Origin of the sequence: Bacillus cereus group sp. BfR-BA-01309 (assembly GCF_022664315.1) — a bacterium.
Lineage (GTDB): Bacteria > Bacillota > Bacilli > Bacillales > Bacillaceae_G > Bacillus_A > Bacillus_A mobilis.
Map to the genome: position 1 here is coordinate 12,165 of NZ_JAKUHE010000025.1, position 23,311 is coordinate 35,475.

Genomic DNA, 23,311 nt, shown 5'->3' on the forward strand with positions numbered 1-23,311 from the left:
AATGAAATGGGTAAAAATCAATGTTTTGTTTTAACAGAGCTTTTAAAAAGTAATTTATTTTAGCTAACAAATGGATTGGGAATATATATTTTAGTGATTGAAATAGAAAGCATGTCCGATTTTAATGAATGTATAATTTGTAATTTTTTTGATCAATTATCTTTTTTTGTCGTTTTCTATTTCTGACAAGTGTAAAACCAGCATAAATTATTATATTAATAAGGCTTTTTTGACGTTCTTTTGTGTTCACAACCTCAAAAGAATCTACATTCCCATTCACAGCAATTGCTTCACTCAATCCTAATTTCAAATTTGCTACTTCGTTATTATCTAAGACAATATGATTTAAATTATTTTGTGCATGAGAAGAAGTACCATAGACAGCTATACCGTGTGCATTTCCATTCTTTAAATTTGTTTTAATGTGATGGATATAATTATTTCTCATATCAATGTAACTCCCTGTTCCAGTGATATAAACACCAATAGGAGTTTCGTTAACTTTTGTTGATTTTAAATTGCGAAATTCTAACCCTTTTACTTGAATATCACTTTTGTCTTCTATTGTAAATAATCCATCATCCTCTAACTTGACTGTAGAACCATCAAGAATTACCTTTTCATCCTGGTAATTTTGAAAAGTAATCGTTGCTCCTGAGGCACCAAAATGAGTTACACGTATTTTTTGGTTATAAACTCCGCCTCTTATGTAGATTGTGCTTCCATCTTTGGCGACGTTAGCAGCTTTTTGAATGGTAGCAAAAGGTTGATCTAATGTGCCGGGATTGAGGTCGCTTCCTGTTGTAGATACATAGTAATTTGTAACAGAATTTATATTGTTATTGGATTGTGCAAAGATTGGGGCAGGAAGTGCAAAAATTAACATACTTAAAGAAAGTATCAAGATAAAACAAGATTTTTTCATTGATGGAAATGTTGCTTCAAATTCCATCATTATCCTCCTCCTCCTCCTTTTTTATAAGCATTCCTTCTCAACTATCTAGTTAAAACTGACGATTTATATCTTGTATTAATAAAAATATTTACTTGAAATTCAGGGGGGGAATCTGACACATCATTATTTAGTGAAAAAATCAAACAAATGCTAAAACCTTTAATAAGTGGAAACGTGGAAATTTTACCTATTGTAAACAACGCTACAAGTGAGGTGGAATACTTGGTGTATGTGTTGAGAGTACTAAAGATGGTGATAAAGGAAGCTTCAAAAACTGATTACGAGCTTAATAGTAGGATGTAAAGATTTCTCATTTAATTATCATATTGTTCAAAATGGATTCTATTGTTTTGTCGTAATATGAGAGTTTGAGAATGGTTTTTGATCAAACTTTATATGAAATCGACACATAGATAAGTATATATACCTCCAATGTGACAATACTATTAAAAATAATATTGAAAGGGTGATTAGGGTGTTTGATATTCCCATAATCCAAACGCCGATAAAGGAAGCCACTTATTTAAACACCGATAAAACATGGGTATACCGTCCCATCATCAGATATTGTTATACTCGTTACCTCCAAGCCAATCGGTTTGTGTATCCTCATGAAGTACTAGAATTCTTACAAAGCGCAGAAAGGTTTTCAACATATACACTCGATGAAGTAAAGCGGGATCTTGAGTCACTTGAACAATGGGGCAATCTAGTTGCCAGACAGGATGTTAGAGGCCCTGAAAAATTAGAAGATGTATTGAAAAAGCGCTATCAATACAGTGTTTCAGAAATCTCGATTGGGTTTGAGCAGTTTTTAGAAAAGCTAGATTCTAAACGTTCTAAAATTACTGGTTCTACTGATAGTTCTTTGGTATCACGCTTATTAGAAACATTATATGCGTTAAAAGATTATGCCATCCCGAGGATTAGAGATATGAAGGAAAATCAAGAGGTTTATGAACTTTGGAGTGATGTTTTTTATCGATTTGAAAAACTACAATTTGACTCGGTTAGTTACTTATCGCACATCGATTATCAAAAAATACAAGCGGAAGTAGCGAAAGGCGAATTAGCCTTTTTACATTATAAAGATGATTTCATTACTTATTTACAAGATTTCGTTTTGTCGTTACACCGTACAGTAGATTTGATTATTTCTGTTTTCAAAGAAATCGAGTTAACCAAATTGGAGGAAGTCATTTTTGCTGCAGCTGAGCATAAATGCTATCGTGACCGCTTCATTTTTGAAAATGTTTCGGTGGAAGAACAAATGCAAGAGTTTCGAAACAGTTGGCTATATATGATGCAATGGTTTTCCAGTGATTCATCCAAGCATAATGGTGGCTATGAATCTCTCTTACGACAAACACAAGAAACCATTGATCAAATTGTGAAATTCATTAGACAAATTGGTGAAAAGTTTCGTCAAGTCAAAAATAGACAACATGAGTATTTGTACGCAGCTGTACTATTTGAAAAAATGAATAAGTCAGATATGGATGAATGCCATGAAATGTTTGCATATCTTTTCGGTGTTCAAAATACGAAACACATCAGAGCGCATTCAATATCTACTGACCAACAAAATAATGACTTGTGGGAAATAGAAGGCGACAAGTTGACTTTGCTATCCAAGTACAGAGAACGGAAAGAGCGAAAGAAGCGTAAAGCAGTACAAGAGGATTTAGAGGAGCGGTATAGACTTCTCAAGGAGTATGAAAAGGAAAGAGAAATCAAACAACAGCATATCATTAGATACTTATCGTCAAAAGTGGTTCGTGTACGCGATTTAGGTCCAGTTCCGGCTTGTATACGTGAAGAAATTTTAGAATGGTTAAGTCGTTCTAGTTTCGAGGTTTCAGAGAAAGGGATATTACGTTTTGGCTTCACGGATGATGGCAGAACATTTGAAGCAATAGCTGTTACAAACAATCGAATAAAACTAGTTTGTGATGACGGAACACTTGAAATGGAAGACTTGGAATTTAGATTCAAAGAGGTGAGGTAATTGGAAGGAAAATATGGTATTACCGATCATATGAAGGACCTTGTGGAATATTTATTTGAATGCATGTTTATTGACCGTAAAAACAATCGAGATATCTATTATGAGATAAGGCGGTTGCAAAAAGAGCTCACTTACTATATAAGTGAAAATTTCAAGTATAACTTACTTGTCCATCCAGACTTTATTAAATTAGAAAAGGTTACAACATCACCCAAACCATGGATGGGTATTGAACGTTTTAAAGGACCGAGAGATTATGTAATCTTGTGTTGTTTTATGGCTTTTTTAGAGCAGCAAATCACAAATGAATTCATTACTGAAGACCTAACAATAGGTATTAAAAATTACTTCCCTGGGGAAGAAGGACTACAGTGGGAAGGTAATGGTGGTTATCAGAATCGTCTTTCCCTAATAAGAGTGGTACGAACGTTAGAGGAATTAGGAATTATCGTGATCTTAGACCAAAATATTGATGATTTTAAAGATGATGATAAAAAGCAAGTGTTATTTCAAAAGCAAACCCAAAGTCATTACTTTATGAGAAATCTTCCTTTTGATATTACAACTTGTCAGTCCCCGCGGTCTTTAAAATTGAAAAGGGTACTAGAAAAAGAGATAACAGGCATACTTCCAAAGCATGAATTGAATAGGCGTTTATTTATAGAACCTAGTATTCGAAAGCAAGACTTGGATGAAGGTTTGTATGACTACTTAAAGAGGAATATCGAACAAATGGAATCCTTTGTTGAGGAAACTAGTTCCTACCAATTGGAACTCTATAAAACTGGGACGATGTTAACCAGAACGGAATCCTATAAACCTCTTACCACATTTCCAAACTTGAAGATGGAAAGTCATCTTACTATGCAACTGTCTTTTTATGTAAGAGAACTTATCATGGAGAAAAAAGTTCTTAAAGAATTTGATGGGAAGATTCATATGACACGTTCGGAGTTCTTACAACTAATAGATGTATTAAAGGAACGAAATGGCGATGAATGGACCGCAAGTTATAGACAAATGAGTGCTAAGCAAATATGTAAAGAGTTTATACCTTTCCTAAAGAGTTGGGGCTTTTGCAATGAACTAGAAGACAGAGAAAGTCTTGTATTATATGATTCACTTGGCCGAGTAAGTGGTACTTATAACATGGAAATGAAACAAAACGAATGGGAAAGTGGAGGAGTTGAAAAAACGTCATGACAAAAGATACTAGATGGAGACCAAACCAAGCTGGGTTCATTAATTTTTGGTTCTTTAAGGATGATAAATTTGAGTTTAACAATGGAAAGTTGCATCTAATGGGAGAAAATATGAGCGGAAAATCAGTCACCACTCAAAGTTTAATCACCATATTGCTAGATGGAAAGAAAGATGCAACCAGAATGGATACGTTCGGTAGTCGATCTCGAACACTACGGGACACCTTTTTAGGAAGCACGGGGGACAAGGATCAACAAGAAAGAAATAATCAAGATAAACTAGGATATACCTATCTCGAGTATAAAAGGGGTATTCATGATGAATACATTACAACTGGGATGGGTCTGCAAGCTAAAGCTGGTGTTCAAGACTTAGACTATTGGTTTTTTATCATTTTAGATAATTCTAGAATCGGAAAACGTCCCCAGGATATTAAATTGTACAAAGAAGAGTGGATAGACGGTGAGGTGAAAAAAATCCCACTTTCCAAAGGAGAATTGCGAGAACAATTAGGAGAAGGTGGGAAAATTTATACGACTAATGCAGAGTACATGAAAGCCGTTAATGATTATCTGTTTCAATTTAGGGAGATTCAAATTTTTGAACATCTGATTAAATTACTAATTGCATTACGTTCGAATAAATTAGGTGGAGGACAAAAGCCAAAAATGGTGTATGAAATCCTAACCGATTCGCTGTCATCATTATCATCGGAAGAGCTAAGTCCTCTTAGTAACACAATTGAATCAATTGATACAATTGAAAGGGAATTAAATGAATTACAGTTTGCCTATGACAACATAGAAGTTATCACAAGTGTATATGAGGCTTATCATGAAGTGTATTTAGCGGAAGTGGCAAATGGGTATTTAAAGATTGAAAATCGCTTGCAGAACCTTTATGAACGTCAGAGGTATAATTCAAACCAATTAATTACTACCCGAAGTAATGTAGTAAAACTGACAGGGGAAATATCTCATTTGGAGGCAAAAGAAAAGACCTTGAATGAACGAATTGAAGCTTTGCGTGGTAAGGAAGCAAAGGATCTTTCTATACAAAGAGGAAGGCTTGACAATCAAAAGGTAGACATTACTCGTCTAATGAAACCAAAACAAGAACAGAAGAAATCCAAGGAGACAAAAATTAAAGAAATGATTCAGCTATTTGAAACCACAAGTGCAAATAGTCTAAAGTGGATAAATCGCTTGAAAGATGAATTATCAGAAATGGAGCACTGTGCGTTAGAATCTTCTTTTAAGCAGCATAGCCGACATGCAGGACACTTTATTACTCGCTATGAGTATTTTGATTACGATTTTTCCTTATGGAATCAAGACATTCAAGCTTATCAAACATTCATTCACGACTTACAAAAACAAATATTCGCGCTCGAAAAATTAGGCCAAAAGAAAACAGTTCTTACTGAAGAGAAAAATGAAGCTACGGTTCTCCTTAATCAGAAACAAGAGGAGCTTCGTATGATGAGAAAAAACCTTGATAAACTGAAGAAAACCTTCAGTAATGAAATGGATGAATGGTTAGAGGACAATGAAATTTTAGTTATGAACGAAGAAGATAAAGAGCGGTTGTTAAAAAAAATGTACCATTTTCCTTATTCCGTAACAGATCGAGAATTAACGAGAGTGATTGAGCAGCAGTATACTGATGTAAAAAGGAAAATCAATGATGAACTTCATCAAGTAGAAAGATTAGAGGGAGAACTCGTAAAAAAGCAATTTAGTGTAGAGGCAGAACTCAATGAATGGATTGTCGGCAAGATGCCTAAACCTTTTCTTTCAATAGAGAAAGAATCCGTATTAGAATCAATAAAAGAATGGAACATTCCGCATATCTTATTCTATGATGCGGTTGAGTTTCAAGATGGTCTTTCGGAAAAGGAAATGGCTACTATTGAATCAGTGTTAGAAGAAACTGGCCTCCTAACTACGGTTATCGCAGACCCAAAATGGGATACACAGCTCAGTGAGCATACAACGGTTCCGAACAAGCAAGGGACTCCATATATGATTAACTTAACCCAATATCTTAAACCAAGTAAAAAATCAGGAAATCTGGCGGTATGGGTTGAAGAGTTGTTAAGCTATGTCGGTATTTCTAAAGATGAAGAGTGTTTTATCTTATCTAATGGTAACTTCAAAAATGGATTGATTAAAGGGCAATCCTTGCTTAAAGAGTCACCTCAGTACCTTGGTGAAAGGATACAAGTTCACTATAAAAAACAAATTATGTCATCGTTGGAGAATAATTTAGACGAAATCTCCCATGAACTAGAGAAATTACAACAAGAAAAGGGCGATTTATTTCTACAGCTGGATTTGTTGGATGATGAATATCATAATTTACCAGATAGTAATGAAATTTTAGAACTATATCAAGATACAAACAGGAACGAACAGAGTATAAAAGATATTTTTGAGGATAAGTTAGATTCTGTAAGAGAAAAGCTTACTACTCTTCAAAACGAAATGGATACAATGACTAGACGTATTCAAGTAGAAGCAGATTTTACAGAGATTCCATTAACATCTGAAGCCTTCACACAAGTAAGAGATGAAATGCAACGTTACGATCGTCATTTAAATCAAATTAAAATGTCTTATACTGAATTAAAAAGCATTCAAAAATCAATGGATTCATACAACGCACAAAAGCAATCATTACTGGAGGATATAGATAATTTTTCCTCAGAGATTTTGTCACACGAAAAAGAATTACAGAACATTGAAGTTCAAATCAATGTCATCATGGGAGAGATGGAACGTTCGGGGCTTCTTGATAATGAAAGGCAAATTCAAGAATATATGAAAGAATTACACTCCATTCCTGATAAAAAGGACAATCTCAGAAAGGATCTGCTTAAAGAAGAAAGTAGATCTTTGCAGTTGAATGAGAAAATCAGTTTCATGTTAAAAGAGCAAGGCGTTAGAGAGGTTATTCGAGATGCGTGGGAAAGGTATTTTAGCTCTCTCTTCACGTTAGGTGAAAATGATACTTTGAGAAGAGTAGCTGAGGAGTATTTGGAAATTGCTCGTAATTATCTGGTCGGGAAAGAAGATTTAAGGAATCTTTGTACGCGGTCTGAAAAAGAGTTATTAAATGAGTTCTATAAGTCCAGACAAGCAATTGCACAGTATTCTCCAATTCTTGATGAATACGCTAGTAACATTGAGGATAACCTGGAGATTCCATCAGAGTTAGAGGAATTGAACCTAGAGACGGAATGGAACAATCTCATTTCTCTACGTAAGTATAAACTTGTCCTGGACATACAATTTAATGGCATTATCCAACGAAGAGAACCACGTTTTGTACTTTCCGTCCTCAAAGAACGCATGGACTTGCAGCGAGCTAATTTAAGCGAGCGAGATAAGAGAATGTATGAGGAAATTCTATTAGGTTCTATCGGTAGAACAATTAAGCGAAAAATTGTTCAAACAAAAGAGTGGATAAAGAACCTTAATGAAATTATGATGAACATCAATACGGGAGGCGGGTTACAGTTCGGAATTAAGTGGGTACCATTGAAAGCTACAACCGAGGAAGAACTAAATACAAGAGAAATTGTCCGTTTGCTCGAAATTGATGCTCCTTTGTTAAAGCCTGAAGATCGAGAAAAGTTAATTGATCACTTCAGAAGTAAAATAGAAACAAGGAAGCTAGAACAAGGTTTAGACCAATATACTGGTTTCGATTTAAAAGAAACATTCAAAGAAATACTTGATTACCGCAATTGGTTTGAATTCCAACTTATATCAAAGTATGTTAACGAAGAGGAATTCACTCTTGTGGATCAAGATAAGTTTGGAAAGTTCAGTGGCGGTGGAAGAGCGTTAGCATTATACATTCCGATATTAGCAGCAGTTAGTTCTTGCTATGGAGAAGCTCATTATGATTCACCGCGTATTATTTCAATGGATGAAGTTTGGGCTGGGATTGATAATAAAAATATTAATGAAATGTATAAGTTACTTGAGGAACTTGAGTTTGACTTTATTTCGAACAGTCAATTCGTCTCTGGTTGTTCCCCAGCTTTGAAAGGATTATCGATTTATGAACTAATCCGACCAAAAAACAGTAAAGAAATCAATTTCGGAAGGTATATCTGGAATGGAAGATACAAAGAATATTTGAAAAATAACTCATTAAGCGAAGACTATCCTGGTTCGGCTAATATGTAATGGAGTTGATTTTCATTGTATTCTCAAGTTCAAGAAACAGTGAACTATTTTCGTTCAAAAGGTGGCTATGACCGCCTTTTTTATTTATTTAGAGAAGAAATTATTCGATACGGCAGAGTAAAAGGTGTTGTAACTTTAAAAAACGCAACAGATCAGGAAAAGGAATGTTTGGATGGGATAATGCCTAACATCAATTTTAAGGATACCGATATTAAAGTACGATTACTTACTTTTGAGAAAAGATTACAAGAAAAAACAGTTTATAAAAGTGTAAATTTGCACGATTTATTAGAATGTTATTTTTCTCAAAAAATCGTTAGTAATAAAGACGTGGGTGAGCGTAAAAGAAGCCAAAAGCTTCAATTTATTAAAGAAATATCTCAAGATACAAACCATCCTTATTATCATGACTATATGGATTCAATAAAGAGAAAGGGAAGAGGGTATAAGCGTTTTATGAACTTGTATGAAGAATCCTCTTTCACTTTAAAAAAATATTTATCTCATTTAAGCCAGTCTATACAACTTTTACCCTTAAATAAAATGACGCATGTTGCTATGTTTGCAGCTAAAATGACAAAAGATCCTCATGCTTATGATTTACAAACCCCATTAGGCGGCTTATTTTTTGATATGTTGACAATTGCCTATGAGAAGGAAATAAAAAATAAGCAATTATCATCTAAATTATCTATAGAAGAAATCAATGATATATTAAATCATTTTAATTTGATTCGAGATGACATTTCTAGTGATGTGACATTCACAGGTCTTTATGCCAAAGACATAAGAGGTTTACCGTTAGAATACATTGATTTAGCAACAAAACATGACACTGTTTTGAAGTTACCGTTATGTGAGCTTATAAAGGTAGGGAATTTCTATCCAATTGAATCATTCCAAGTTGTTTATGCATTCGAAAATCCTATTCTTTACAAGGTTTTTATTGAAGCAGTAAAAGAAAAAGTTGGATGTTATCCTCCTTCTGTGTGTACGAGTGGGCAATTTGCTTATGCATTATGGAAGTTCTTCGATAAACTTGTCCCATATAACTCTACTGTAAGCATTAAAACTAATTTCGATATGGATCCTGAAGGATTAATAATGAATGATAAGTTATATAGTCGTTATGGAGAAGCAATCCAACCGATTGCTTACTCTAAAGAGTTACATCAAAAGCAACAGTCGGATAAGAAAATTCATCTTAACCGATTAAAGCAATTAGATAATCTTACACATGGTGTTCTAAAGGAAATGGGGGAGTTGTTAAAGGAAACACACCAGGCATCGTATCAAGAGAACTTTCTTGAAGCTTGTTTAGAGGATGCTATTAGTCAATTTAAGAGGTGAGTGAGAATTATTTCAAAGAAGATATAGTAATCATTACTTTAAAAGGAATTTTTAGAATGTGTTTAATGAATATAAGCGATTAGCAGACTCTAAGTGTGGCATAATAAAGTGAGATATATGAAGTTGAACTTCTAAAAAAGCTTTGAATGGAAAAGTCCAAAACGAGAGAATATTGCCGACATATGCCGTTTTGATTCAACTAACCAAAAATGGAGAATGAAGAAAAACCCGACTGATGGGGGTTCAACATCTGTATTCATCAAAAATAGATTGAATTGTACGATCTATTTCCATTGAAATTTGTTCACTATTTAAGGGGCTTAAGTGTGAAGAAATCTGCTCTTGAATATCTTTTAATCGTGTATACGGTAGAGAAAGCAATTCATTTCCCATGTAGGTTTCGAACTCGTAACTATCTGCTAATCTAACCTTCCATCGATAATCTATAATGTGTGTAGTGAACGGCAGAATTTCGGACAAGGTTAAGGTGAATACTGCGTCTCCTTCCTCGAAAGTTTTGCCATCTAAAAAGTTGTCTTCTAGTTCTTGAAGTTTCGGGTTTCTGAATAGAGCCATTTTAATTCCTCCTCTTATTAAATTCCTTTGAACAAGGATATAACTTTATTATATATTGCTATTGTAATGAAAGAGGGGATTTTTAATCTGGATCTGAAATAAATACACTTGTTGAGCCACTTTAACAATCTCACAGGGGCATCACTGGCTAACGTATGGATTCTTACAATGTAAGAATATCTTTATTGAATGTGAAAATCATAAAGATAACCTTAAGAGTCCAGAATTCGATTAATTAATTGGACAAATTAATTGAAGTTATAGTGAATTTGGTATCATAACCAGCAGATCAATTGTAGATGAGGAAAAACATAGCAAGATGTAGAAATATACGAAAAAGTGGAAAGGTGTATATTTTAACACTATGTGACAATGAAGAAAAAATAATTTTAGAACCTAATAAAGCTTTGAAGTATAAAAATGATGAAATAGAGATTTATCATAGATTTTCTATGACTATCCCTTTTTTAGGAAGGGAAGAAGGGGGACATGCAATTGTTATTCTAAAAAATCCTAGTAAAGCAGGTAAACTAGATAAGGGTAATAGAAAATTATCAGATGAAACCATTTACAAAGTTTTAGATTATTTATACAAGCATGAAAATAATTATGCGAAAGTGACTGTTTTAAATCTATTTTCAATATATGGGTCAGTATTTAAGAGTATTGCTATAAAAATAGAGGAAGTGGAAAACCTTTCTTTATATAAAAATCAGCAAGTTCTTTCTAATATTATAAAAACTTATAATCCCAAAAAAGATATAATTATTTTTGCTTGGGGTGGATATCCTGACTTGGATGATAAAAAGATGAAAACGAAAATAGGTGAAAGTAAAAAGGGTGAAATAAAAAAATTTACAAACGTAGAATAAATGAAGTAGAAAGAACATTGAAAGATTTTACTATTTATAAAGTAGGCGAATTAACAAGGGAGGGTTCTCCTGCTTGTGGTAAAATTTGGTATGGTTATGAAGAGTTAACAGGCTATAAATCAAACTTTTAAAATCAAACGAATTAATTTAAATTTTGATTTTATAGATAGAGCTAATGCAAGTGAAATGTTTTTCTTGTTTTTTCTGTAGGGTTTCAGAAATAAATAGAGTTAGATATCAGTTTATATATTATTTTTAAAGCCGCTAGCATGAATTGCTAACGGCATTTATATTTATGGTAAACAAGTTATGTGAACCATTATTCCTAATTCTTTACATGTAGATATAAGTGATGAGAGCAGCCAAAGGATTTGAATAGTCTGGTGTGGACAAGTTAGGTCGTTTTTTAAATTATCTAATGCTACCTCCAAATTTGATTTAGAAAGAAAGTTTACTACTATGTATATTTCTTTAGTGGAATTTGGTGAATTAATGGTTCTAATAAAAGATTCCCCACCGTTTTTAACTGAATCTCCAATTCTTTTTAAGGATATATTTGTACCGCTAATTTGTTCCTCCCATCTGGATAATTTACGTCCTAAAGCAGAGGTTGACATATGCATATTTCCTATATTTTTAAGTGCTTGTCCAATGACAATTTGAAAGTCCGAGGCAGAAAGTGCAGAACTTCCATTTTTTGCATGATAATAGCATATACTTTTAGAGTCTGTTATTGATATAAAATCGGCAAACTCGTTTCCTAAGTCATCACAAAATAAGTAATCAACATCAGGAGCAAGTGTATTTTCAACAAAATGAAATAATGAATCATTATCAAAATGGGTAGCTGCTGGATAATAACTACCTTTTTCTGATTTAATATCTTTCAAAGTAGCGTAAGGTTTTAATACGTCTAAGAATGATGTTAAATTTCCTAATAATTTAGAGTCCTTAAATAATTTTTTGTTTGAATAGACATAATCTATCTCTGAAAATGTAATAATAAAACATTGGTTTTGATTAATATAATCTAAAAGATTAATTTGTTTATTCGTGAACTTAATAATGATGTTTTTTATTTTTTTTGCATTTATTGTAATTGATTCCTTATTTTTTTTGATCTGTAATTTTTTATCAACAGAATTCAAAATTGAGTACGTATTCGTATTTTGAATGTTAAAATCAATTTCAAAATACGTATCAAATTCACTTAGATATTTTTGAAAGTTGAGCTTTTTTTCCTTATTTGTTTCTGGCGAATTATATATTACTTCTATAAATTCCTCCCCAGCTAATTCTTCTAGTAAATCATTAAAAAGAAAGAGTATAGAGGCGGGGTGCAATTCTTTTAACTGTTCTTGGTTACTTATTGGTATTGAGAAATTATCTAAATAAGATTCGTTTAATTCGAAGGATTCAATTCTATTAACCACATCAATCCCCCAACTAAAGTAGTCTTCAATGGAAACTTTTTTTCCTAGTTTATTAATTTTGGAGGTATTAAGAGCTAAAGAGATCCTGTTTTCATTTTCTTTAACTCTTAAGTTATTAATAATATACTTACTCGAATATATAGGTGAAAATGAACTTTTCAAATCATTTGCTTCAATATTACGTTTTCTCACAGAGTTATTACTAATATCCATATTTAGCATAGAAAGTTTTTCAAAACTCGATGTATCACTTAAAAATAGACGAGAAATAGTAGTATATTCCACATCAGTAATATAGTCCTTTAAGAAAGAATTAAGGGCACTAATATTTTTCTTATTTATAATAAGCATATTTGAGTATTCGACTATCAATAAGAAAGCGTATTTAATTTCTTCTTCAGGACCATGTGCATCTAAAAAATTTGGCTTCGCCTTGAATTTGAATATACATAGCGAATATGTGAGATCAGTATGAGTCGAAGATGTTTTCTTTACTTCTCTAGCTATGTAAGCACCAGATTTATGCTTAGAAATTTTAATAAAAAGTTGTTCTATAAATTTATTGGAAAGTGAAGAATTTAAATGATAAAAATATGCGGTTTCGCCTAATGTTAATCTATTAATCATATTTGTTACTCCCATTTTCAAAAACAATATAGTTGTATATTAATATTATATATTATTGTTGGGTATTTTAAAATAAAACATAAAAAACATTTGGATATAAAGAGGGAGAAAGGTTACTTTAATTTTTACGTGAAAAAGTACTGTATTTCGATGGGACTTATTATTGTAAATCTAACTACTTTAATTTACTATTGTGTAATTGGGCCTACAGAAATAGGTTATGAAGTAAAGTCATGTCACTTGAAATACAAAAACTATTAATTTTCACTTATAATAAGGGGGCCTTTTTATGGAAAATGTTCTAAAGGATTGGAAAAATAGGATTGATAAATATTCACCAATTTCTTACTGGGTAAATAAAAGAAGAGAATTACCACATTATAAATTTTTAAAAGAAGCTCAACCAGATACTGAATTAGGTTACTTTTTAGCATTAGATATTTGTGTTCCTCTACATGAAATTAAAAATATAGATAACGAGATTTTTAAAGAGGCTTGGAGGAAAAACTACGAATATTTAGAGGAAGCTTATGAAGTTGTAGAGGGATTCGAAGAACCTTATATAACGGGTGAGTATTTTATCGATATTGATAGAGAAATTGCTTATGAAATAGAGTATAGGTTAGGGAAACCTCCAGCTCCAGCATACCCAATTTATATTGTTACAGTTGGGACAGGTGAAGATGAAAGGGTTGTTTATGTAGGAAAAACATCTATAAATGCTAAATCTAGATTTAATGGTGGTCATTCAGTTGCATTAAAGCTACATTCACCACAGTATCAGGGTTTAAAAAAGAATGTATATGTTGGTAGCATTATGTTTCTTACAGAAAATAAAGAATACTTACCTTTAGAATGGATTTATCCGTATGAAACCAGTTCTAAAGTTTTGGATAATATTGAGTCAGGGTTAATATATTATTTTTCTCCTGAGTTAAATAGGCAGAAGAAAAGCAAAAATTATTCTAGAATGGATATTAACATAAATATAGAAAACCATACTCGTATTACATCATTTTTACATAATGCACAAATATATCTGTGAAGTTGAGATTTTGTATCCTGTAGAAAAGAAACTACATCAAGTATAGTGAAATTTTATTGTTTTGCAGTTCATTAACTATAAAATGAATTAGTGTCAGTTTCTAACTAATAAAGTGAAATTATTATTAGTGTGAAGCTAGCCCTAATACTTGTTAAATTAATATAAAAAGTTGGACTTAATTATCTGTGACTAGCATGAATAATGTTATATTAATTTTATACACATGTTAATTTTTCTAAGAAAAGATGGACAGTTAATCTAATGAATTTTGAAGTAGTTTACTAAATAAAAATTGGAGTAGTGAATTATGTTAAAAATAAATTTACCAGCTTATGAGAAGACTATTTATAAGAAACCACGAAACAAAAATATTATTAAACAATTAATTGTTAATGCTAAAGCAATTGAGGGGAAACTACACGATACTAATGAAAAATATTTTTTATTAAAAAGTGAAGGTAACTTGTATTGTTTTACTACGGATAAAAAATATATAGATAAAACTGTACCTTATATTTTGCTTATTAATAGTATAAATATATCTAAAGAATTAGACGGAAAAGTTGAAGTAATACGTTGGTTGAAACATCCCAATGATCAAAAAGTGGAGTCTATTGAAGAAATTGTGAAAAGTTGGAATGGACAATTCGATTTTAAAGAAGAAGTTTATGAAGAAGAAATTAAAGGATTAAGGAGACCGCAAATTGCGGCATTATATTCTATCCTTAGTCATATGAAAGTCTCTACGGATATTGCAACAGTTGTAATGCCAACGGGAACAGGGAAGACAGAAACGATGATGTCCACTATGATTGCAGCACGTTGTAAATGTGTATTGGTAACTGTACCCAGTGACGCACTTAGATCTCAAATTTCTAGTAAGTTTATTAATTTAGGTATTTTAAAAGAATTTGGAATTTTAGGAAATGATGCAAAATTCCCTAAAGTGGGTGTTATCTATGAAAAATTCGGAAATGAAAAAGAATTAGAATTATTTCTTGATAATTGTAACGTTATTATTACCACAATGCAGTTATTAACATCAATAAATGAAAAAATGAAAGACTTATTTTCAAATAAATGCACTAATGTGTTTATTGATGAAGCTCATCACGTTAAAGCAAAGACATGGGATTCATTTCGAAAAGTCTTTGATAATAGTAAAGTAATTCAGTTTACAGCCACTCCATTTAGAAATGATGGGAAAAACCTAGATGGTAAAATTGTTTTTAATTTCCCTTTAAGTGAAGCACAAAAAGATGGTTATTTTACTAAAATTGATTTTATCTCTGTAAAAGAATATGATCGTGAAAAAGCTGATTTATTAATTGCGGAAGAAGCAGTTAAAAGATTAGAAACTGATATCAATAATGGATTACCACATATTCTTATGGCTCGATGTGAAAACAAAAGAAGGGCCGACAAGGTGTTTGAAATATATGCAAAATATAAACATTTAAATCCAATAATTATATATTCAAAAATTAAGAATGAGAAAATAATCCTTGAGGATATTAAACAAAAGAAACATAAAATCATTGTTTGTGTAGATATGTTGGGAGAAGGATTTGATTTACCTGAATTAAAAGTAGCTGCACTTCATGACATAAAAAAAAGCTTACCCATTACATTACAATTTACAGGGCGATTTACAAGAACTAAACATGATTTAAAATTGGGTAGTGCGGCTTTCATAGCCAATATCGCCGATTTAAATGTATCGGGTGCGCTAGAAAATTTGTATAGTAGCGATGCGGATTGGAATGAATTATTATCTAACTATAGTAGTACTAGCATAGAAAATGAAGTTAATTATAAAGAATTTCTAGAAGGTTTTAGTAATTTAAACTCATCTATCTTTTCTTTTCAAAATATTAAACCGAAATTAAGTACAGTAGTATATAAAAGTAAGGTAGGAAAATGGTCTCCTAAATTATTAGAAAGTCAGTTTTTAGAAGAAATTAATTTTGAGTATGCCTTCTTTGATTTAAATGAAAGCGAAAATGTTGCTGTGATCGTTTATGCGAAAAGAAATAAACTGGATTGGCTTAGTGATAAAAATGCGTACAACTTAACATGGAGTTTATTGATTTTCATTTGGAACCCTGAACATAAGTTGCTCTTTATTAATGGTTCTGATAATGAGGGTTTATATAAGGAATTGGCGGAAATTGTAGTATCAGAGCCTATTTTAATTAATAAAATGGATGTTTTTAAAGCTTTATATAATATTAAACGTATTAAGTTACAAAATGTAGGTTTGAAATTATTTCTTGGAAAAGATATACGATATCGAATGAGTGTGGGCAGTGATATTGGTGAAGCATTATCATTAACTGAAAAACAGCGTAGTCAGAAAGCTTATATTGTAGGTGCTGGATATGAAGGGGGAAATCCAGTAAATATTGGTTGTTCATACAAGGGCAGAATCTGGACAAAGATGCAAGGAAATATAAAACACTTAAAAGATTGGTGTACTAATATCGGAGAGAAATTAATAAATCCAAATATTGATGCGAATGAAGTTTTAAAGGAATGCTTAGTTCCTACAATGATTACAAAAATGCCTCAAATTACCCCTATAAGCGTTGACTGGGATGATGAAATTTATAGTAAAGCAGAAACTAAATGTGAATTTAAATATGGGAAATCTTCGTCATTTAATTTAGGGGAAGTAAATCTTATAATTAAAGAGTATATATTAGGATCTGAGATAATACTAGCTTTAAAGTCAGACATCTTTGAGATTCCAATTAGATATAAAGTTTTGAAAAATCAGAATTCGATTCATCATACCCTGATTATAGATTTGAACTATTAGCACAAGAAGAAATTATAGTACAGTATGGAACTAGGAAATATTCATTGATTCAATTTTTAGAAACATATACACCAACTATTTGGTTTGCGGATGGTTCATCCTTAACAGGATGTGAATATGTTGAATTAAAGCATACTATAAATTTATACGATAGAGAGTTATTGATTCCACATGATTGGTCGTTTACAAATATTGCAAAAGAATCACAACAAGTTAAGCCAAGACGTACTGATTCGATACAGTATCATTTTATTAATAAGCTTAAATTAGAAGACTACCATATTATTTATGATGATGATGGTAATGGCGAAATAGCTGATATTGTTACCATAAAGGAAGAGAATCAAAGCATAAAAATTCAAATGTATCATTTAAAGTATGCTAAAAAGGGAAAGGTTTCAAATGATATAGGTAATTTATATGAAGTATGTGGGCAAGCTCAAAAATCTACACATTGGAAGTATAAAGATGGGAAAGAATTTTTTAATCACCTTCTAAGAAGGAAAGTGAAAAATCATAATAAATCCTCATGTAGTCGAATAGAGAAGGGCTCCAAAGAAGAATTAGAGATTTTAAAAGAGAAAGCAAAAAAAAAGATGCCAATGATTTTTGAAATTTTTATAGTCCAACCAAGTATTTCTAAGAGTAATGTTAGTGAAGATATTTTAAACTTACTTGGTGTTACTGAAAACTATATTAAAGAAACTACTGGTATTGATCTGAAGGTATTTTGTAGTAGTTAATATTTCTTATTAGATAAAAAGATTGAGAGATAGGAAGTATTAAAATTATTATTAATTTTATACTTCTTATATTATCAAATTGAATGGGAAAAATTTTGTAACTAAAACGAAGTTGTCCAAATGTGATAAGTAAGATTTAACTGTGTGGAACGAGCAGGAAGTAAAGCTGTTTTTAAAAGTTGTGCAGGATATCAGATAATCTATTGTCTATTATTTAGTTTTTGTGACTGGAAAGCGATGAAAAGATGTTGATTTAGGATAGGAGCATTTAACTATTAGCAAAATGCTAAGTCATGTTGCAAAGCTGTTATTACTTGGAGGAAAGAAGGAATCATGTTTATGTTAAATTTACAATAGTAAAGTAGGTATTAAACAAATATGCATTTGACGAATATATTAGTACAAATTATCCAACTGAGATTGAATTATTCGATTTACATGGAAACGAGCAAGAATACCAATCTAAGTTACTTAATTATCTTGTAGATAATGCTCAAAAGAAGTATTACAATTACTTGAAGAAGTTTGAAAAAAATTTCAGCTTGAAGACAAAGGTAAAAAATAATTTATAAAAAAATTGAAAAAGATATAGATTCACCTATTTTTTAGAAGAAAGAAAAAAATTTAATTATTAAGTCGAGAATTGGTCAATCTACTTTTAAAAAGGCTCTCTTAGCAGTTGAATAGAAATGTAGATTAAGTGGCGTAACAGATGAACATTTCCTATTAGCCAGTTATATCAAACCTTGGAGTTAGTCTAATAATCAAGAGGGGCTAGATGTCAACAAGGGATTGCTTTTGTGTTCAAATCATGACGCTTTATTTGACAAGGTAGATATTAGTTTTGATAAAATTGGAACAATAATGATTTCAGCTAGTTTGGATAAGGATAAAAAGATATTTTTGAATATCGATGAAAATATGAGAATTAGAATGAATCATAGACAACGACGGTATATGAATTGGCATAGGATAGAAAGATTTGAAAGTGCTAAATAAATTGTTATTAAATTTTATTTTACTAATGGAGTTGAATAAAAGAAAATGGGATGGGTAATTTTAACAAATTATGCATCGAGGTCTGAATCATTTTTAGTACAAGAAACACATAAATATCTAGTTGATGCCGGGAGAACTAAAAAAGGCGAGAGAGTAATTTTAAAATACAGGTGGTTGTTTAAACATCTAGATTGCTTTGTAATTACTCATGGTGATGAAGACCATATTGAGTTAGCTAATTTTGTTATTGAAAATTTAGAACCAAAAATTATTATCATTTCACCTCTAGTTTATGTGTTAGAGAAATTCCGTTTTAATTTTACTCCTTCAAGATGTAGGATTAGTTCTCTTTTTGGAAGAGATTATAATATAGTTGAGGTTCCGGAATTTAATGGTTTTGACAATTTTACTGTTTATGCTATCAGAAGGAGAACTAAATCTAATCCGTTACCGTGGCAATTGAACTTTCGTAACGGTCTGATGGAGTTTCAATCATTCCCGACATCTTCTGTAATAATGAGTTTTAGACTAATTAATGATTTTATAGAAAGAGTTAAATGCTATCCAAAAGGGAGTAGAAAATGGCTTGACTCCATTAACGAACATCAACTTATCTCTGACTTAAGGATGGGGGGAGTACTAAATAAAGAAAAATACAAAATAAATAAATTAGACTATTTAACCATGTGGAAGGAAATTGAAAATGCAATTATTAAAAAGAAAATAAAAAATGAAATGAGTTTAATTTGTAGAATAGGATCGACCTTTTTTACAGGTGATGCATCCAAAAAACAGTTAATAGAGTTAAAAAGGGAATTAGTTAATCAAAGTAATTTATTAAACAATGATATTTCAATTAAAATAAATCATCACGCAAGTTATCAATCAAAGTATAAATACATCGATTTTTATAATAGGATGAAACCTAAACAGCTTATATTAAAAAGAGACTATCAAATTCAAGGGAAACCAATTAAGCCTATGTTTATAAAATACCTAATGCAGTTAAATGGCACGATTCAGACGGGTGGAGTATTTTATGACTCGAACGACCTAGATATAACTTCGGATTCATTAGGTATTTTCAAGACATTCTAGCATAATTTTTTATCTCAATATTTAAAATATTAAATTAGAATTTAAGTTATAATAAAATTTTGATTTTATTATACTAGAAGGATGAGAGCAGGGGCTAAATTGTTGCTGCTCTTTTCGTATGTCACAATAGGCTTGGAAATACTTTTGTATTTAAGAATAGAAGCTTAAGTTATCGCTTATTATAGTACAATTCACCTGTATGAAAAATGTTGGAAATATAATATGTATGATTGAGATGTAGCAAACGTTTTTGGTTCGGTATAAGTGGAATAGATTTAAAAGCTAAATTTTTTAAAGAATACCTTATAATGAAGGGAATGTAAATAGGGTCAATAATCATTATCTGGAGATAAAATAGAAATCAGGATATGGACCTTTCTAAATTAATGAGTGGTGACAAAAATGGAAAGGAGGAAGTATATAGACAATAGGGTATAGTATTTAAATTAGGTCTTTTGAGATATTAACCATACAATGAATAGGAGGATATTTGTACAATGAGTAAAATGTATAACTTTGCATATAAGACTTTAGAGAATCATGTTGAACAAATATGTACTGAAGTAAAATTGATTAAAGATTTTTCACATAATGGTGAAAAAGGGCGAGAGGCAGAAGGGATTTTAAAGGGTTTTCTAAGTAAGATGCTTCCACAAAGAGTGAGTGTTGGAACAGGATTTGTGATGGATAATGTTGATAATCATTCGAATCAACTAGATATTATGATTTATGATCCCCATTCTATACCTCCTATTTTTCAAGGGTATGAGAACTCAATAATACATATTGATTCATTGAATGTAGTTATAGAAACAAAACTTACTTATAGAAATAGTAAAGATGTCGTATTGACGTCTCAAAAGAGTGCAAACAAAGTTAAAAGTATTTCTCTTGGAGGATTTGATAATGAAGAATATATAGAGTTAGAGGGGGTCTATTCCGAATACTTCCCTTATAGTAAGGAGGACTTAATTTCTAGAAAACCAAAACAGTTTCCATTGTGTGTCCTCTTTGCATATACAACTGATATACAGCAAAAACAAACTATCCTTGATTATTTAAATGATAATAAAAATTTTATCGAGAAGGATGGCGAGCTACCGTTCCACCCAGGTCTGGATATTATATGTATATTAGATTTAGGTTTATTTGCTTATCGAGGAGGTAAGTATGAATCGTTTTTTGACGGAGATGCAGGAAATGATAAATTGTTTAGTACTTTATATCACGTAATAAATAATCATATCCAAAATAAAAAAAGAGAAGAGAAAGATTTTGTATCTTCTTGGTTTAATGGTCTTCTCAGAAGGAATATGGAAGAAAACATATAGATTGGCCTGTAGGGAATGGGTAGTAGTATATAGCCATTTGTTCTTTTTCTTAGATTGAAAAAAATCTAGATTTCGTGAATTGGCAAATTTGAATTAAAGGGATTGGACCTGCTAGAGTGTATTAATTCAGATATATGCATCAGAATATGATGAGATGGTTAGGGACTCAAGAGTGTTTATTGAAGAGTTGATAAGGTTTAATCGTGATAATTTCAATCTTGCCATGGATATTTTGTAGAGCTACAAACATCGTATGTTTCGTATTTATCAATATAGGTGGAGTTGACAGAATAAAGTGGCCCTCCTATCTAATTTAGGAAGTTTTTGTAATTAATTTTATTAAAATCTATAAATATGTTGGGTATAATATGTAATAACGTTCATGTGTGAGAGATATGTATGGAATTAATATAGGGAATAAAGAATATATCAGGAACTTTTAGGAATGGGATACCTGCAAGTGAATTTTTCTATGTAGTAAATGTAAATCAGTAGCTAAAAAGATAATGACTTATAAACGTTTCCCATATTGTCAGTTTTTCATTATAAGAGCACGTTTGGGTGTATCAATTTTGTTAATTGCATTTGATTTAAAACGGACCGCCCGTATGAGGTGGTCTGTTTATTTGCTAAATAATTGATTGAATAAACTTAAAGGGATAACAAGTTCTCCTATTGCATGGCTTTTAAGTTTATTTCTTTTGTATTTTTCTATTAATTCTTTAAAATTTTCGAAGTTTATTCTATTAACGAAAGACCAGACTGGCACAGCTTTTGCATCTGAATCTAATTTGAAAATGATATGAATACTATGTGCATGAAAACCGCTTATATTTAAAATAAGCATAAATCCTAAAATAATGAACCAAGTCATTTTTCAACACCTTCTTTTAGTATCTAATATTAAGATATTAAAACTGTTGAGAAAGTGTGCTGTTGTCCATGATAAATATTGAGAATTTGTTGAGGAAACGTTGAAAATGTTGCAATGCGATTAATTGTAGGGGAGTTAGAGTTAATAATGCTTGTCAGATTATATGCGTGAAAAAAGGAAAGAGAACAGTTGCGTAGACTGTTCTCTTAAGGAGCGGAAGCGCTGAACATTTTCAATGACAATGATTCAAGCATTCCGCTAATAGTATGCGTAAATATTTATAATCCATACAAGAAAGGCCGCTATAAAAAATAGCGGCCTTGCCTCAGGGAGAATTCAAGAAAATTAGAGATTTATTATGGAAATAATTCCATAAATTATTCATAAATTAAAATCTCAATTCATCGTAGGATTGTTCACAGTTAATAAAGTTGTTCGAAAAAAAGTGGTATTAATTGGAATTCGAAGTCTTTATCCTGTATGATTAAAATAAGGATATCTTAATATCCTTATAGTTAATAAAGGGAGAATGCAGGAGGAGTTGTCATGAAAAATATAAAAACGGCTATGACATTGGTACAATCACATCTTAATGAAAATGAGATTATTGAAAATAGCCTATATGGAATGTTTCAATATCAAGTATTTGGTATGGGTAGTCAAAGAAAAGGGATATTGGTCGCTACAAATGAACGTATGTGTTTTTATACAAAATATTTAGGGAGTGAAACGTTTGAAGTATTTAATTATGCCAAAATTAATTCAATAGATGTAGAAAAAGGATTATTAACAGGAAAGAAAATCATATTTTTTCATGATGGCGAACGTGAAGTGATGAATTTAATTGAGGAAGGTGACCTGGAGAGGTTTGCAGTATTTGTAAAAGAAAAAATTATGATCTTGAAATAAAGAAGTTTGTTTTTTAAATTTGTGCCTCAAATTAAACAATATTATTATTTGCTAAAATCCAAAACATAAAAAAAACAAATTTTAAATGACTTTAATAACCTCCTATCATACTGTTTGATGGGAGGTTATTGCCTTTCTAAAGATAAAATTAAAGAGTTTTATTATCCTTATACAAGGATGGGTGACATGAAAAGTAAAAATAGCACTTTTTAAAAATGCTATTTTTAAGGTGTGTATTAGGACTTGAAAGAGGCATCAATGACAATTT

At 31.2% G+C, this 23,311-nt stretch carries 15 protein-coding genes and 1 pseudogene; 12 read left to right on the plus strand and 4 right to left on the minus strand.

Features of this window, described 5'->3' with window-relative positions; all coding sequences use genetic code 11:
* Positions 1-205: 205 nt before the first annotated feature.
* Positions 206-952, minus strand: a pseudogene (locus MR115_RS27080) (DUF5123 domain-containing protein); the annotation flags it as partial.
* Between the two features lie 478 nt (positions 953-1,430).
* Here MR115_RS27080 and MR115_RS27085 point away from each other — a divergent pair.
* From MR115_RS27085 to MR115_RS27100, 4 genes are read left to right on the plus strand one after another with little or no spacing between them, the layout of a single operon-like run.
* Entirely contained in the window at positions 1,431-2,963 is a 1,533-nt protein-coding gene (locus tag MR115_RS27085; RefSeq protein WP_242243350.1) for a TIGR02677 family protein, read from the plus strand.
* Positions 2,964-4,166, plus strand: coding sequence for a TIGR02678 family protein (locus MR115_RS27090; protein WP_242243351.1), 1,203 nt, complete (start codon positions 2,964-2,966; stop codon positions 4,164-4,166).
* Entirely contained in the window at positions 4,163-8,365 is a 4,203-nt protein-coding gene (locus MR115_RS27095; RefSeq protein ID WP_242243353.1) for a TIGR02680 family protein, read from the plus strand. The genes MR115_RS27090 and MR115_RS27095 overlap by 4 nt, the downstream gene beginning before the upstream one ends.
* Before the next feature lie 15 nt (positions 8,366-8,380).
* Positions 8,381-9,715, plus strand: a complete 1,335-nt coding sequence (locus MR115_RS27100) for a TIGR02679 domain-containing protein (RefSeq protein WP_242243354.1) — start codon at positions 8,381-8,383, stop codon at positions 9,713-9,715.
* A gap of 243 nt (positions 9,716-9,958) precedes the next feature.
* On the opposite strand, the gene MR115_RS27105 is transcribed toward MR115_RS27100, so the two are convergent.
* Complete coding sequence (locus MR115_RS27105) at positions 9,959-10,291, minus strand: hypothetical protein (protein WP_242243355.1); 333 nt, start codon at positions 10,289-10,291, stop codon at positions 9,959-9,961.
* A 347-nt stretch (positions 10,292-10,638) separates the two neighbouring features.
* On the opposite strand from MR115_RS27105, the gene MR115_RS27110 reads away from it, so the two are divergent.
* A complete protein-coding gene (locus MR115_RS27110; protein WP_242243356.1) occupies positions 10,639-11,163 on the plus strand; it encodes a DUF1643 domain-containing protein in 525 nt (174 codons plus the stop codon).
* A gap of 293 nt (positions 11,164-11,456) precedes the next feature.
* On the opposite strand, the gene MR115_RS27115 is transcribed toward MR115_RS27110, so the two are convergent.
* The gene (locus MR115_RS27115) at positions 11,457-13,223 is read right to left on the minus strand and encodes a hypothetical protein (RefSeq protein WP_242243357.1); all 1,767 of its coding nucleotides are present in this window, start codon (positions 13,221-13,223) and stop codon (positions 11,457-11,459) included.
* A 289-nt stretch (positions 13,224-13,512) separates the two neighbouring features.
* On the opposite strand from MR115_RS27115, the gene MR115_RS27120 reads away from it, so the two are divergent.
* The 6 genes from MR115_RS27120 to MR115_RS27140 all read left to right on the plus strand — a co-directional run bounded on the left by MR115_RS27120 (position 13,513) and on the right by MR115_RS27140 (position 21,260).
* Positions 13,513-14,268 (plus strand): hypothetical protein, encoded by a 756-nt coding sequence (locus tag MR115_RS27120; RefSeq protein WP_242243358.1) that lies wholly within the window; start codon positions 13,513-13,515, stop codon positions 14,266-14,268.
* Positions 14,269-14,575: 307 nt separating this feature from the next.
* Positions 14,576-17,089 carry a DEAD/DEAH box helicase gene (locus MR115_RS27125; protein ID WP_242243359.1) on the plus strand — a complete coding sequence of 838 codons (2,514 nt, stop codon included), beginning with the start codon at positions 14,576-14,578 and terminating at the stop codon, positions 17,087-17,089.
* A 44-nt stretch (positions 17,090-17,133) separates the two neighbouring features.
* Positions 17,134-17,832, plus strand: a complete 699-nt coding sequence (locus MR115_RS27130; RefSeq protein WP_242243361.1) for a hypothetical protein — start codon at positions 17,134-17,136, stop codon at positions 17,830-17,832.
* A gap of 798 nt (positions 17,833-18,630) precedes the next feature.
* Positions 18,631-18,831: a hypothetical protein gene (locus MR115_RS30280; RefSeq protein ID WP_375337828.1), complete on the plus strand. Its 201-nt coding sequence runs from the start codon at positions 18,631-18,633 to the stop codon at positions 18,829-18,831.
* Positions 18,832-18,876: 45 nt separating this feature from the next.
* On the plus strand, positions 18,877-19,929 hold the full coding sequence (locus MR115_RS27135; protein ID WP_242243362.1) for an MBL fold metallo-hydrolase: 1,053 nt from the start codon (positions 18,877-18,879) through the stop codon (positions 19,927-19,929).
* A 497-nt stretch (positions 19,930-20,426) separates the two neighbouring features.
* Positions 20,427-21,260: a DUF6602 domain-containing protein gene (locus tag MR115_RS27140; RefSeq protein ID WP_242243364.1), complete on the plus strand. Its 834-nt coding sequence runs from the start codon at positions 20,427-20,429 to the stop codon at positions 21,258-21,260.
* Between the two features lie 622 nt (positions 21,261-21,882).
* Here the strand turns inward: MR115_RS27140 and MR115_RS27145 are convergent.
* Complete coding sequence (locus MR115_RS27145) at positions 21,883-22,134, minus strand: hypothetical protein (RefSeq protein ID WP_242243367.1); 252 nt, start codon at positions 22,132-22,134, stop codon at positions 21,883-21,885.
* 546 nt (positions 22,135-22,680) lie between these two features.
* Here MR115_RS27145 and MR115_RS27150 point away from each other — a divergent pair.
* Entirely contained in the window at positions 22,681-23,043 is a 363-nt protein-coding gene (locus tag MR115_RS27150) for a PH domain-containing protein (protein WP_098357749.1), read from the plus strand.
* The last annotated feature ends 268 nt before the right edge of the window (positions 23,044-23,311 follow it).

What these genes read in the sequence shown, in the direction of transcription:
- MR115_RS27095 (WP_242243353.1), top strand. Translation starts at nt 4,163, where the DNA reads ATGACAAAAGATACTAGATGGAGACCAAACCAAGCTGGGTTCATTAAT.
- MR115_RS27105 (WP_242243355.1), bottom strand. Translation starts at nt 10,291, where the DNA reads ATGGCTCTATTCAGAAACCCGAAACTTCAAGAACTAGAAGACAACTTT.
- MR115_RS27115 (WP_242243357.1), bottom strand. Translation starts at nt 13,223, where the DNA reads ATGATTAATAGATTAACATTAGGCGAAACCGCATATTTTTATCATTTA.
- MR115_RS27120 (WP_242243358.1), top strand. Translation starts at nt 13,513, where the DNA reads ATGGAAAATGTTCTAAAGGATTGGAAAAATAGGATTGATAAATATTCA.
- MR115_RS27125 (WP_242243359.1), top strand. Translation starts at nt 14,576, where the DNA reads ATGTTAAAAATAAATTTACCAGCTTATGAGAAGACTATTTATAAGAAA.
- MR115_RS27135 (WP_242243362.1), top strand. Translation starts at nt 18,877, where the DNA reads ATGGGATGGGTAATTTTAACAAATTATGCATCGAGGTCTGAATCATTT.
- MR115_RS27140 (WP_242243364.1), top strand. Translation starts at nt 20,427, where the DNA reads ATGAGTAAAATGTATAACTTTGCATATAAGACTTTAGAGAATCATGTT.
- MR115_RS27145 (WP_242243367.1), bottom strand. Translation starts at nt 22,134, where the DNA reads ATGACTTGGTTCATTATTTTAGGATTTATGCTTATTTTAAATATAAGC.
- MR115_RS27150 (WP_098357749.1), top strand. Translation starts at nt 22,681, where the DNA reads ATGAAAAATATAAAAACGGCTATGACATTGGTACAATCACATCTTAAT.